The organism is Microbacterium sp. ProA8 (assembly GCF_039905635.1).
GTDB classification, from domain to species: domain Bacteria; phylum Actinomycetota; class Actinomycetes; order Actinomycetales; family Microbacteriaceae; genus Microbacterium; species Microbacterium chionoecetis.
Window position 1 is genome coordinate 959,520 of the sequence record NZ_CP157000.1, and the last position, 13,146, is coordinate 972,665.

General features: G+C 69.5%; 10 protein-coding genes. 8 read left to right on the forward strand and 2 right to left on the reverse strand.

Annotation, left to right across the window (positions count from 1 at the left end):
* The 5 genes from ABG085_RS04160 to ABG085_RS04180 all read left to right on the forward strand — a co-directional run bounded on the left by ABG085_RS04160 (position 1) and on the right by ABG085_RS04180 (position 6,792).
* Positions 1 to 465, forward strand: a complete 465-nt coding sequence (locus ABG085_RS04160) for a MarR family transcriptional regulator (RefSeq protein WP_347978165.1) — start codon at positions 1 to 3, stop codon at positions 463 to 465.
* 271 nt (positions 466 to 736) lie between these two features.
* Positions 737 to 1,933 (forward strand): glycosyltransferase, encoded by a 1,197-nt coding sequence (locus ABG085_RS04165; RefSeq protein ID WP_347978166.1) that lies wholly within the window; start codon positions 737 to 739, stop codon positions 1,931 to 1,933.
* Positions 1,934 to 1,997: 64 nt separating this feature from the next.
* The gene (locus tag ABG085_RS04170; protein ID WP_347978167.1) at positions 1,998 to 3,239 is read left to right on the forward strand and encodes a hypothetical protein; all 1,242 of its coding nucleotides are present in this window, start codon (positions 1,998 to 2,000) and stop codon (positions 3,237 to 3,239) included.
* A gap of 94 nt (positions 3,240 to 3,333) precedes the next feature.
* Positions 3,334 to 4,725: an AAA family ATPase gene (locus tag ABG085_RS04175; RefSeq protein WP_347978168.1), complete on the forward strand. Its 1,392-nt coding sequence runs from the start codon at positions 3,334 to 3,336 to the stop codon at positions 4,723 to 4,725.
* A 24-nt stretch (positions 4,726 to 4,749) separates the two neighbouring features.
* Entirely contained in the window at positions 4,750 to 6,792 is a 2,043-nt protein-coding gene (locus tag ABG085_RS04180) for a VWA domain-containing protein (RefSeq protein ID WP_347978169.1), read from the forward strand.
* A gap of 147 nt (positions 6,793 to 6,939) precedes the next feature.
* Here the strand turns inward: ABG085_RS04180 and ABG085_RS04185 are convergent, their stop codons facing one another.
* Positions 6,940 to 8,745 (reverse strand): glycoside hydrolase family 2 TIM barrel-domain containing protein, encoded by a 1,806-nt coding sequence (locus ABG085_RS04185; protein ID WP_347978170.1) that lies wholly within the window; start codon positions 8,743 to 8,745, stop codon positions 6,940 to 6,942.
* Positions 8,742 to 9,746, reverse strand: coding sequence for a LacI family DNA-binding transcriptional regulator (locus tag ABG085_RS04190; RefSeq protein WP_347978171.1), 1,005 nt, complete (start codon positions 9,744 to 9,746; stop codon positions 8,742 to 8,744). The genes ABG085_RS04185 and ABG085_RS04190 overlap by 4 nt, the downstream gene beginning before the upstream one ends.
* A gap of 232 nt (positions 9,747 to 9,978) precedes the next feature.
* Here ABG085_RS04190 and ABG085_RS04195 point away from each other — a divergent pair, with 232 nt between their 5' ends.
* Genes ABG085_RS04195 through ABG085_RS04205 form a run of 3 tightly spaced genes read left to right on the forward strand, consistent with a single transcriptional unit; the run spans position 9,979 to position 13,109 of the window.
* Complete coding sequence (locus ABG085_RS04195; RefSeq protein ID WP_347978172.1) at positions 9,979 to 11,220, forward strand: ABC transporter substrate-binding protein; 1,242 nt, start codon at positions 9,979 to 9,981, stop codon at positions 11,218 to 11,220.
* Between the two features lie 51 nt (positions 11,221 to 11,271).
* Complete coding sequence (locus ABG085_RS04200; RefSeq protein WP_347978173.1) at positions 11,272 to 12,213, forward strand: sugar ABC transporter permease; 942 nt, start codon at positions 11,272 to 11,274, stop codon at positions 12,211 to 12,213.
* On the forward strand, positions 12,213 to 13,109 hold the full coding sequence (locus tag ABG085_RS04205; RefSeq protein ID WP_347978174.1) for a carbohydrate ABC transporter permease: 897 nt from the start codon (positions 12,213 to 12,215) through the stop codon (positions 13,107 to 13,109). The genes ABG085_RS04200 and ABG085_RS04205 overlap by 1 nt, the downstream gene beginning before the upstream one ends.
* Positions 13,110 to 13,146: the final 37 nt, after the last annotated feature.

The window sequence follows — 13,146 nt, forward strand, 5'->3', positions numbered from 1 at the left end:
ATGGCGGCCCAGCCCACGACCCCCGACCCCGGTGAGCACGGATCGACGCTCGCCGACGTCGCGCCTGTGAGCTGGGCCGTCATGCAGCTGGCCCACGCACAGCGCTCGCTGGCGGCTCAGCGCCTGGCGGCGCTCGGCCTCTTCCCCGGGCAGGAGCTCGTGCTGTCGCAGCTCTGGGCCGCCGACGAGCGCTCTCAGAAGGAGCTGCGCTGCCTGCTCGGGCTCGACCACTCGACGATCGCGAAGACCGTGCAGCGCCTCGAGAAGGCCGGGCTGGTGCGCCGCGAGCGGTCGGCGGCCGACGGCAGAGTCACCCTCGTGCAGCTGACCCAGGCGGGTCGTGACCTGCAGAAGCCCGTGGAGGAGATCTGGCGAGGACTCGAGGCCCGCTGGGCACACCTCGATCCGGCCGAAGCCGAGCAGCTCACGTCACTGGCGCGCTCCATGCGGGAGCGGGCCGACTGACCTCGCGCGAAGACGCACGGTTGACGGCCCGCCACGGCGGCTGACCGTCCGCTGATCGCCGACGGCTCCCCGGTGTGACCGCCCGAGCGATGACACCCGTCCGTTCATCCACTGCACACACGCGATTCATCGACTTCGGGCCGAAGACGTCGGAGCATAGGTGCAATCGGCGCCGGCGCCGCGCATCGACGACTGCAGGACCTGCGTGGCAAGGCGTGACCGACGACCTCTGCGACGCGGACCCCGCGTCACGACCCAGAGGAGCATCGCCATGGTCCGACCTTCCCGAGTGCTCTCGCTCTACGAGGGCTTCTTCACCGGTGGAGCGCGCATCCTGCACACCGACGTCATCGCCGGGCTCCATGCCGGCGGTCACCAGGAGCACAGTGTCCTGGCCATCGCGTCCCGCGCCCAGCGGGAGTCCACGGTGCAGCGCATGCAGGACGATCCCCGCTATCTGCAGCTGGTGGGCGGCGGCGTCCGCGTCAGTAGTCTCGGGAAGCTGGCCGGCGGGCATCCGGCCGCACCGGAGAGCTTCACGGACCGACAGCTCAAGATCGCCGCCGAGGCGGTGCACTCCGCCGATCTGATCCTGTCGCTCAAGGAGCAGCCGCTCGGCATCCTGCTCGCCCTGCAGGCGCGCGGACTGATGAGCGACGCACCGGTCGCCGCCTGCCTCCACCGCTCGGATCCGCTGCACTCCGGGCCCGCGCTCGGCTGGCTGACACAGGCGGCCGCATCGGGCCTCCTCACCGCGACGATCTCATGCGCGGAGGCGACCGACCGCGCCTACGCGCGCGCCGGCGTGACGGCGAGCCGACGCTACGTCATCGCGAACGGCATCGACACCCGCCGCTTCCGCCCCGGCACGAAGACCGAGCAGCAGGCGACGCGGCGGGCTCTCGGCATCCCGTCGGGGGCACCGGTCGTCGCGTACGCGGCGAGGTTCGACCCCATGAAGGACCCCGGCCTGTTCCTGCGCGCGCTGGCGGCCCACGCCGCGGGGCATCCCGGCACGCACTACGTCCTCTGCGGCGCCGGCATGTCGTGGGAGAACCCTGCCTTCCGGGCGCTCGCCGCGGAGTCGGGCGTCGTGCCCACGGCGCAGATCCATGCGCTCGGCATCCGTCAGGACATGCCCTCGATCTACCAGGTCGCCGATGTCATCGCTCTGACGAGCGCTTTCGGCGAGGCCTCGCCGCTCTGCCTGATCGAGGGCGCGGCATGCGGGGCGACGCCGGTGACCACGGATGTCGGCGACGCCGCCGCGCAGATCGACAGGATCGGAGTGATCACCCCCGCGGATGCGGGGACCATCGCGGACACCTGGCAGACGGTGCTGCAGAACCGGCCCGAGTTCCGCCGTCGGGCCCTCGCCGCCCGACCGCGCCTGGGACGGCGCCGGATGCTGAGCCAGTACCGCGCCGTCGCCTTCGACCTGCTCCGGCGCGAGGAGGTCGCGGCGTGAGGCAGGTCCGCAGCTGCGGCGCGCAACCGCTGTCTTCGGGGCAGGGCAACGGGGACGGAGCGGAGTGACCGCGGCCGGGGTGCGAACAGCGGAGCGCACGGCGCCGCCCGAGCCGGTGACGCGTCGGCTGTGGGGAGTGACCGCCGTGCGGATCGCGGCGATCTACCTCGCGTCGCGCGTGATCACGACGGCGTTCTTCCTCCTCGCCGCGGCCCTCTCGCCGGCCGGCTCCCGCTTCGGCCCCGGCGCCGACCTCGCCACCTACGCGGTCGCGTGGGACGCGCAGCACTACCAGCGCATCGCCGCCGAGGGGTATCCGATCGACCTTCCGCTCACTGACGCGGGCGAGGTCGCGCAGAACGCGTGGGCGTTCATGCCGTTCTACCCGTGGGCAGCGCAGGCGACCGGATGGCTCCTCGGCTCGTGGACGGCGGGCGCTGTCGCGCTCGCCGTCGTCGCCGGGTACCTCTGCTGCCTGGTGCTGCGCAGCATCCTGAAGCCCGCGATCGGAGAGACCGCGTCGCTGTGGGCGGTGGCGTTCTTCGCGTCCGCCCCGCTGGCGGCCATGTTCCAGGTCGCGTACGCCGAGGCGCCCTGCCTGCTGCTGATCATGCTCGGCATACGGTGCCTGCAGCGGAGGCGGTACGGCTGGCTCTACGTCATCCTTCCCGCCATGGCTTTCACGCGGCCGGGCGTGCTGGCCTTCGCGCTGTGCCTCGGGCTCTTCGGCATCCGTCGATGGCTGACCCGTGCACAAGAGTCGCTCGCGCGACGGGAGGCCGTGCACATCGTGGCGCTGGGCGCGCTCGCCACGGCGCTCGGACTCTCGTGGCCCGTGATCGCCGGGGTCGTGACCGGCCGCCCGGATGCGTATCTCGCGACGGAGCTCTCGTGGCGCCGGCTCTGGGTCGGCGACGACGGGGGATTCGTCCCCTTCGAGGGCTGGCCGCAGGCGACCGATTACTGGTTCCGGTCGTGGGGGCTCGACCCGGCGTGGGGACTGGTCGGGCTCGTCGCCCTGGTGATCGCCGTCGGTGCCGTCATCGCGTCCAGCCCGCACGTGGTGCGTCTCGGACCCGAGATCCGCCTCTGGGCGGCCGGCTACCTCATCTACCTGCTGGCCGTGTTCCTCCCGCAGTCGAGCGTGTTTCGGCTCCTGTTCCCGCTGTCGCCGCTGTGGGGTGCCGTCGCGCTGCCGCGTAGCCGCGTGTGGCGGCTCGGCGTGCTGGCTGCGTGCCTCGTGGGTCAGTGGTGGTGGATCTGGAACATGTACGGGCTGGGAACGGAGTTCTGGCACATCCCCTGACCAGGCAGGCGGCACGTCGCCACCCGGCGGCCGCGTGCGACGAAATTCGCCGATCCGGCCCTCACCCCCGCGCAGGCGGCGTAGCCTCCCGGGCATGACACCATCGCCTTCCGGGATCACCACGGCCGGTCAGCTGCGCGCATCGGGTCACACCTATCGTCCGGTGCGGATCGAGCTGCGCGAGAACCTCCTCGCGGCGCTCGCCGAGGGACGCGATCCGTGGCCCGGCATCCACGGGTTCGACCACACCGTGATCCCGCAACTCGAACGCGCGATCCTCGCGGGGCACGACATCGTGCTGCTCGGCGAACGCGGCCAGGGCAAGACGCGCCTGCTGCGCAGCCTGAACGGGCTGCTCGACGAATGGTCGCCGGTCATCGAGGGGTCGGAACTCGGTGAGCATCCGTTCCACCCCATCGCCCCGGCATCCGTCCGCCGCGCCGGCGAGCTGGGCGACGATCTGCCCGTCGCGTGGCGCCACCGCAGCGAGCGGTACGCCGAGAAGCTCGCCACCCCCGACACGTCGGTGGCCGACCTCATCGGCGACGTCGACCCGATCAAGGTGGCCGAGGGTCGCTCGCTCGGCGACCCCGAGACGATCCACTACGGGCTCGTGCCGCGCAGCAACGGCGGCATCGTCGCGATCAACGAGCTGCCCGACCTGGCCGAGCGCATCCAGGTGTCGCTGCTCAACGTCATGGAGGAGCGCGACATCCAGATCCGAGGCTACGTGCTGCGCCTCGACCTCGACGTGCTCGTCGTCGCCACCGCGAACCCCGAGGACTACACGAACCGCGGCCGCATCATCACGCCGCTGCAGGACCGCTTCGGCGCCGAGATCCGCACGCACTACCCCCAGACGATCGACGAGGAGATCGCGGTCATCCGCCAGGAGGCCGACCTCGTCGCCGAGGTTCCCGCGCACCTCCTCGAGATCCTCGCGCGCTTCACGCGCAACCTTCGCGAATCGGATGCCGTCGACCAGCGCGCCGGTGTCTCGGCGAGGTTCGCGATCGCCGGCGCCGAGACGATCGCCGCGGCGGCCCTGCATCGCGCGACCCGGCAGCACGAGGAGGTCGCCGTCGCCCGACCCGTGGACCTCGAGACGGCCGTCGACGTGCTCGGCGGCAAGATCGAGTTCGAGACGGGGGAGGAGGGTCGGGAACGCGCGATCCTCGAGCATCTGCTGCGCACCGCGGTCGCCGACACCGCGCGCGCGCACCTGCGCGGCCTGGACTCCCGCGCGCTCGCCGATGCCCTCCACGACGGCGCCACGGTGATGACCGGCGAGCAGGTGACGGCCGCCGAGGTGCTGGCGGCGATGCCCGTGCTCGGCGAGTCCGACCTGTACGACCAGGTGGCAGATCGCCTCGAGGCCCGCACCGCCGGCGAGCGCGCCGGCGCGCTCGAGCTGCTGCTCGAGTCGCTCTACCTCGAGAAGCGCATCGGCAAGGACACCGCGGGCGGTGAGACGGTCTATGGATGACACGTCGGGGCGAGGCATCCCGTAATGCCGCGCAGCTTCCACCGCGCGCCCGGCCACGCCGCGCGATACGGACGGTACACGGGCGGCGATCCGCTCGCGCCGCCCGTCGAGGTGCAGTCGGCGCTCGAGGCGATCGGGCAGGACGTGATGGCGGGCACCTCTGCCGACCGCGCGCTGCGCGAGTACCTGCGGCGCGGCGACCGCGACCGCGAGGGGCTCGACGACCTCGCCCGCCGGGTGCGCGAGCGTCGGGCCGACCTCGTGCGGCGCCACCGGCTGGACGGAACGCTCGAGGAGGTGCGCAAGCTGCTCGACCGCGCCGTGCTGGAGGAGCGCAAGCACCTGGTGCGCGATGTCCACCTCGACGACGACGCCCGCGCCTTCGCCGAGATGCGGCTCGAGAACCTGCCGGCCAGCACCGCCGCGGCCGTCAACGACCTCGCCGACTACGACTGGCAGAGCCCGAGCGCGCGGGCCGACTACGACCGGATCCGCGAACTGCTCGGCCGGGAACTCCTGGACCAGCGGTTCGCCGGCATGAAGAACGCGCTCGAGAGTGCCACGGATGCCGATCGCCAGGCGATCCGCGACATGCTCAACGATCTGAACGACCTGCTCGAGAAGCGCCGGCTGGGCGACGACACGCAGGAGGACTTCGACGAGTTCATGCGCAAGCACGGGGACCAGTTCCCCGAGGACCCGCAGAATCTCGACGAGCTCCTCGACACGCTCGCCGAGCGCTCCGCGGCCGCGCAGCGGATGCTCAACTCCATGACCCCCGAGCAGCGGGACGAGCTCCTGAGTCTCGCCGAGCAGGCCTTCGGCTCGCCCGACCTCATGCAGTCGCTGTCACGACTCGACGACAACCTGCGCTCGCTCCGGCCGGGCGAGGATTGGACGGGATCGGCATCCTTCTCCGGCGATCAGCCGTCCGGTCTCGGCGAGGCGACCGGCATCATGCAGGATCTCGCCGACCTCGACGCGGTCACCGATCAGCTCAGCCAGTCGTATCCGGGCGCACGGATGGACGACATCGACCTCGATGCGCTCGAGCGGCTGGTGGGCGAGGATGCCGCCGTCAGCGCCCGGACCCTGCGCGAGCTCGAGCAGGAGCTGAGGGACACCGGGATGCTGCAGCGCGCGTCCGACGGGCAGCTCCGGCTCACCCCGCGGGCGATGCGCCAGCTGGGGCGGGCCCTCCTGCGCGACATCGCGACGCGGCAGTCGGGCCGCACGGGCCGCCGCGAGACGCGGAACGCGGGCGCCGCCGGAGACCGCACCGGCTCGACCCGCGAGTGGGCGTTCGGCGACACCGAGCCCTGGGACATCCCCCGCACCGTCTCGAACGCCGTGCTGAGGACCGTGCTCGACGGCGGCGACGTCTCGGCCGGGGTGCGCCTCGACACCCGCGACGTCGAGGTCGTCGAGACCGAGCAGCGCACGCAGGCCGCTGTCGCCCTTCTCGTCGACACGTCGTTCTCGATGGCGCTCGACGGCCGCTGGGTGCCCATGAAGCGCACCGCGCTCGCCCTGCATCACCTCATCTCGACGCGATTCCGCGGCGACAACCTCCAGCTGATCGCGTTCGCCCGCCACGCCGAGGTGATCGACATCGAGCAGCTGACGGCCAAGGACGCCGTCTGGGACAAGGGCACCAACCTGCAGCATGCGCTGCTGCTCGCCCAGCGGCACTTCCGCCGCAACCCGACGGCGCAGCCCGTGCTGCTCATCGTGACCGACGGCGAGCCGACCGCCCACCTGCGCCCTGACGGCAGCGCGCACTTCGCCTATCCACCCGATGCGCGGACGGTCGCGGCCACGGTGCGCGAGCTCGACACCGTGCAGCGGCTCGGCGCGCAGACGACGTTCTTCCGCCTGGGCGAGGACCCCAGCCTCGCCCGATTCATCGACGCCCTCGCGCGGCGGGCCGGTGGACAGGTCGTCGCACCGGAGCTCGACGACCTCGGGCGGGCCGTCGTGGACAGCTACCTGAGCTCGCGGCATCCGGGCCACGGGTCGCCCGAGGACTTCGGCGACATGCTGAACGGGCGCAGCTGGTGGTGGTAGCGGCGCGGTGACGGAACCTGTCATCGACGCATGCGGCGTACTTTGGGGTTGCCTTACCCAATCCGTCGGGTGCGTCTCGAAGCGTCATCCCCAGATGGTCCGCTACAGCCGAGTGATGCGGGACGCGCGAGGAGGAAGAACCTGCTGTCAGCCACGCACGGCGGTGCGGATCCGCTCGATCGGGAACTTCGGTGACCGGTCCGCGTACAGCAGTCCGTTGGTCTCCTGTCCGGTGTCGGTCAACTGCGTGTAGCAGAAGCCCGCGAGCTCGCGAGCGGTGCGCACCGAGCGCAGGATCGCACTCACCTGCTCCTCGAAGGCCACCACATCGGTCGCGGTGGAGTAGCCCCAATCCTCGTCCGATCCCGTCGCGAGGCTCACCCCGCCGAACTCCGTGAGGAGCACGGGTTTGGCCTCGCCCGCCGCGGCGACCGACATGCGGCGCCCGGCGGGGCCGAAGCCGTTCAGCATCGAGGCGACGCTCGCCTCGTCACCGTACCTCTGGGCGAGCACCGCGGGATCCGACTCGTAGTCGTGGATGGTCCACAGGTCGGAGGAGGTGTGCTCCCAGCCGTCGTTCGATACCACGGGGCGCGTGCCGTCCAGCGCGCGGGTCAGATCCGTGATGGAGCGGCTCAGCGCCTGCTGTCGCGCATCGTGCGAGATGTGCTGGACGCCCCAGCTCTCGTTGAGGGGAACCCACACGATGATGCAGGGGTGCGACTGGTCGCGTTGCACGATGTCGGTCCACTCGCTGACGAGGTTGCGGATCGCCCGTGCGTCGAAGGCGTAGGCGCTCGCCGTCTCCGCCCAGATCATGAGACCGAGCCGGTCCGCCCAGTACAGGAAGCGGGGGTCCTCCGCCTTCTGGTGCACCCGCGCCGTGTTGAAGCCGAGGCCCAGGATCAGTTCCACCTCGCGGCGCAGCATCTCCGGCGTGGCGGCGAGGTGCGTCTCGGGCCAGTAGTTCTGCGCGAGGACGGCGCGGACGATGGTCGGCCGGTCGTTGAGTAGCAGGTGGTCGCTCGAGGCGAGCACGCTGCGCAGGCCGACGTAGCTGCCCACCACGTCGCACGGCGTGCCATCGGCCTGCTCGAGGGCGACGGTCGCGCGGAGCAGGGTGGGTCGATCGGGGCTCCACAGCAGCTCCTCGTACTGCTGTCCGTTGAGCTGCGCCGGAATGACCAGCCGGACGGGGCAGACGGTCCGGCCCATCGTCCGCACGCGGGCTTCGGCGAGCAGCACGCCGTCGTGCGAGAGCGCGACGGCGACCCACGAATCCGACGGTATGGGGCCTTCGAGGTCGACATCCACGTTCACGGTCGCCGAGGGCAGGTCGCTGCGCCACGTCAGGCCGGCCACCGAGCCGCTCGGCACGCACTCGAGCCACACCGGCTGCCAGATGCCGGTGGTGCGGTGGTACCAGATCGAATGCGGCTGCTCGTACCAGTCCTGCTTGCCTCGCAGTACCGAGACGTCGCCCGGAAGGTCCACCGCGCGCACGATCACGACGTTCTCGCCGTCGGGATCGATGACGTCGGTGACGTCGGCCACGAAGGGGGACTGACCGCCCTCGTGGGTCGCGACGACCTGGCCGTTCAGCCAGACGGTCGCCGAGTGGTCGACAGCGCCGAAGTGCAGCAGCACGCGGGAGCTGTCCGGTCCCCATCCGGCGGCGCGCAGTTCATCCGGCTGCATGCGGCGTCGGTACCAGACGCAAGGCAGGAAGCCCGTCTCGTGGATCCCGGAGGCCGGCGACTCGGGCGGGAACGGGACGATGATCGTGCGATCGAATTCCACGTCTCGGACCGACTTCACCAGGTCGTCGTCGCGCGTGAAGTCCCATGCCCCACCCAGGTCGACCCAGGCGGGTCGCACCAGTTGGGGACGGGGGTAGGTGCCGTCCTGCGACGAGGCGTCGACGCCGCCGAGCTGCCAGTCTGCGATGGTCATTCGGATGCGCCTCTCGTGCTCGCGCGATGCGCGATGGAATGTCCTACGGTGTGGATGCCGTGAGCCGGATGATCGGTGAGGAGCAGGTCGATGGCCTTTCGTGCGAGTGCCGGGGTGTCTGGCGACACGGAGCTCAGTGCGGGTGTGCTGTAGCGCGCCTCGTTGATGTCGTCGAAGCCGATGACCGCGACATCGTCCGGAACCCGGATGCCGGACGTCACCAGGACGTGCATCGCGCCGAGCGCGAGCAGGTCGTTGAAGGCGAACACGCCGTCGACCTCGACGCCGTCGTCGATCAGCCGTCGGGCCGCGGCAGCGCCGTCGGGGCTGTGATACTCCGAGACGTGGATGATGAGTCGGTCGTCGACCTCGATCCCCGCCTCTTGGAGGGCAGCGACGTAGCCGGCGAGTCGCAGCACGGAGGTCTCGTTGGGTCCGGAATCCTGTGCGCCGATCGCGGCGATGCGGCGGCATCCCTGATCGATCAGGTGCATCGTGGCAGCCTTCGCTGCCGCCGTGTTGTCGACCGTGACATGCGGGAAGGTGCTGTCGCCGATGTGCTCGCCGAGCAGCACGAGCGGCGTCGAGTCGAGCCTGCCTTGGAGATCACGCGCCGTGAGCGCGAGCGGGCTCAGGATGAGCCCGTCCATGACGGGCGCGCCGATGCCGTCGCTGATGCGTCGCTCGGCGTCGGCCCGGCCGTCGGTCTGGTTGACCAGCACGGTGATCGAGCGTTCCTGTGCGGCCCGCACCAGTTCGGAGGCGAGTTCGGCGAAGTACGGCTGGCTCAGTTCCGGAATCGCCAGCGCGATCATTCCGCTGCGTCCGCTCCGCAGCTGACGCGCCGCAGCGTTCGGCCGATAGCCCAGCTCCACCAGGGCCTCTCGCACCCTTTCGCGCAGCTCGTCGGTCACCCAGCCCGTTCCGTTGACCACGTTCGACACGGTCTTCGCGGAGACGCCGACGCGGTCGGCGACGTCCTTCAGGGTCGTCCGTGGCATCGCTCCAACCTTTCCTGCTCAGCGTGGCGTTGTTGACATTGGCACAACGTCGACGCTTGTTCAACGATTACCGTTCATGTATAACGGTAATCGGTCCGTTCGTTCAACGTTGAACGGCATATTCGAAGGGGATTGATCCATGAAGTCACAGCAGACCGGGCCCGCGGTTGTCCGCGGACGGACTCGGAAGGCCGTTCTCGCAACGGCGGCGTTGAGCGCTGCGGCGCTCGTCTTGGCAGGGTGCGCAGGGCAGGGCTCGGGCGGCGGCGGGGATGAAACGAACGCCGACGGCAAGATCGTCCTCGACTTCTGGAACGGCTTCACCGGCCCCGACGGCCCGGCGCTGGAGCAGGTCATCGCGGACTTCAACGCGTCGCAGGACGAGGTCGAGGTGAAGGCCAACATCATGCCGTGGGACACGCTGTACCAGAAGGTCCTGACGTCGGTCGCCGGCAACGACGGCCCCGACATCGTGGCGATGTCTGCGACGCGGATGCCGCAGTTCGCGGACGAAGGGCTGTTCATCCCCCTCGACGACTACTACGAGGACCCTGACAACGACACCGAAGCCCTCGCCACGGCCGCGGTCGAGGCATCCATGTACGACGGCAACAACTACGGGGTGCCCGTCAATTACGCGACGATGATGATGTTCTACAACAAGGACCTCTTCTCGGCGGCCGGACTCGACCCCGAAGCGCCGCCGACGACGTGGGACGAGTTCGCTGCGATGGTGCCGCAGCTCAGCGTCGACGAGAACGGTGACGGCAAGCCTGAGCAGTACGCGATCGCGCTCGCCGACCACGAGACCGTGCCGATCTTCCCGTCCCTGCTCTGGGGCACCGGCGGCGGGATCGTCTCAGAAGACGGCACGACCTCGATGCTCGGCGACCCGGAGTCGATCGAAGCCCTCGACTTCTGGGTCTCGCTCGTCCGCGAGCAGCGGGCCGCGCCTGTCGGCTTGAACGGCGCTGACGCAGACAAGCTCTTCCAGACCGGGAAGGCGGCCATCGAGATCGTCGGGCCGTGGATGACGACCGGGTTCGATGAGGCCGGGCTGAACTACGGACTGGCCAAGCCGTTCGCCGGACCGGCCGAGGACGCCGTCCTCGCGGATGTCGTGTCGATGGGGCTTCCCGCCAACACGAGCGACGAGAAGAAGGAAGCCGCCTACAAGTTCTTCGCCTACTGGAACTCCCCTGAGGGTCAGATCACGTGGGCGAACGGCTCGGGATTCCCGCCCACGCGCGCCGACGTCGCCGACCAGGTCACCGAGAGCCCGTATCCCGCGATCTTCGGCGCTCCCGAGGTCGCCGACAGTGCGCGGGTGCTGATGCCCGGCGTCGCAGCGGGCGGCCCGATTCTGGAGACCGTCTTCACGCCGGCGCTGCAGAAGGCGCTCAACGGGGAGGGGTCGGTGGAGGACATCTTCACCGAGGCATCCACGCAGGTGCAGGCCGAACTGGACAAGTAATCACGAGGGGGCGGGCGGCGGCTCGTCGCCCGCTCCTCGGAAAGGTCTCACATGACGTCGACGTCTGTCGCTCCGGCGCCGCCTACCGTCGCAGCCCCCGTCCACCGCCGCCGTCTCCGTGCGAACGGCCGGCGCACGATGACCGCGTGGCTGTTCCTCCTGCCCGCGCTGATCATCCTCCTCGCGTTCACGCTGTACCCGATGGGGCAGGCCGTGTACCTGTCGCTGACCGACTACAACCTCATCCGGTCAGCTGAATGGGTGGGACTCGCCAACTACGAGGAGCTGATGCAGGATCCCGCTTTCTGGAACGCCTTCGGAAACACGGTGCTGTACGCGCTCGTCGTGACGCCGGTCACCGTGGTGTTCGCGCTGCTGTTCGCCCTGATGCTCAATCAGCGTTTCGCCGGCCGCGCGTTCTCGCGGACCGCGATCTTCCTGCCCTTCATCGTGTCGCTCGGGATCATCGCCATCGCCTGGGCGTTTCTGCTCGACCCCAACATCGGCCTGCTCTCGTACTGGCTCAGCCTGATCGGCATCGCTCCGGAGCAAGGGTGGCTGACCGATCCGCGCTACGCCATGGCGGCGGTGATGATCGTCGGCGTCTGGAAGAACGTCGGGTTCTACATGGTCATCTACCTCGCTGGGCTCCAGTCGATCCCGGTGGACATGTACGAAGCGGCGCGCCTGGACGGCGCTGGACCGTGGCAGCGTTTCCGCAGCATCACGCTCCCGCTGCTGTCGAATCAGACGCTCCTGGTGTCGGTGCTCGCTCTCATCGCGACCCTCCAGGCCTTCGACCAGATCTGGGTGATGACTCGCGGCGGCCCCTTCTTCCGTACCGAGACGCTCGTCATGCTCATCTACCGCGAGGGATTCCAAGAGCTCCGGTTCGGCTACGCCTCCGCCATCTCGTTCGTGCTGCTGGTCTTCGTGTTCATCCTCTCGATGATCCAGTTCGGCTTCCTCCGTCGTAAGCAGGTGACCTACTGATGTCCGCGCCCACAGTGACGAGATCGCGGGATGCCGCGCCCCGAACGTCGTCCAAGCCCCGACGCAGTGCGACCGGGCGAAAGAGCCACGCCACTCGCTGGCTGCTCGCGATCACCTCGATCTTCACCGGCCTGGTCGTGCTCCTGCCGATCATCTGGATGGTCTTCACAGCGTTCAAGCCGGAGGCCGACATCGTCACCTATCCGCCGACGCTGTGGCCACGCGAGCTGACCGTGGAGCACTTCGTCGAGGTATGGGAGCGCATCCCGTTCGCACGCCTCTACCTCAACACGATCATCTTCGCCGGCGGCGTCACGCTGATCTCGCTGCTGTTCGACTCGATGGCGGCCTACGCCCTGGCCCGCATCCCCTTCAAGGGGCGTGGGATCGTGTTCGTCCTCATCCTGCTGCTCCTGATGCTGCCCTTCCAGGTGACCCTCATCCCGCTCTACGACATGCTCAGCGGGATGGGCCTCACGAACACGCTCCCGGGGCTCATCATCCCGCGCATGACGAATGCGTTCGGAATCTTCTTCCTGACGCAGTTCTTCCTCTCGCTGCCGAAAGACCTCGAAGAGGCGGCGCGGATGGACGGGGCATCCGAATGGCGAATCTACTGGGGCATCATCATGCCACTCGCCCGGCCCGCTCTGCTGACGCTCGGGCTGTTCCACTTCCAGTACAACTGGAACGACCTGCTCTGGCCCCTCGTGATGTCGTCGTCGGTCGAGACCTCGACGCTCCCGGCCGGCCTGGCGCTCTTCATGGGTCAGCACGTCGTCGAGTACGGACTGCTCATGGCGGGGTCGCTCCTGGCGCTGCTGCCGGTCGTGATCTTCTTCCTGCTGATCCAGCGCAGCTTCGTCGCCGGCATCGCGACCACCGGCCTCAAATGAACCGTGCGACCTGCTCCCGACCACACACACGAAAGGA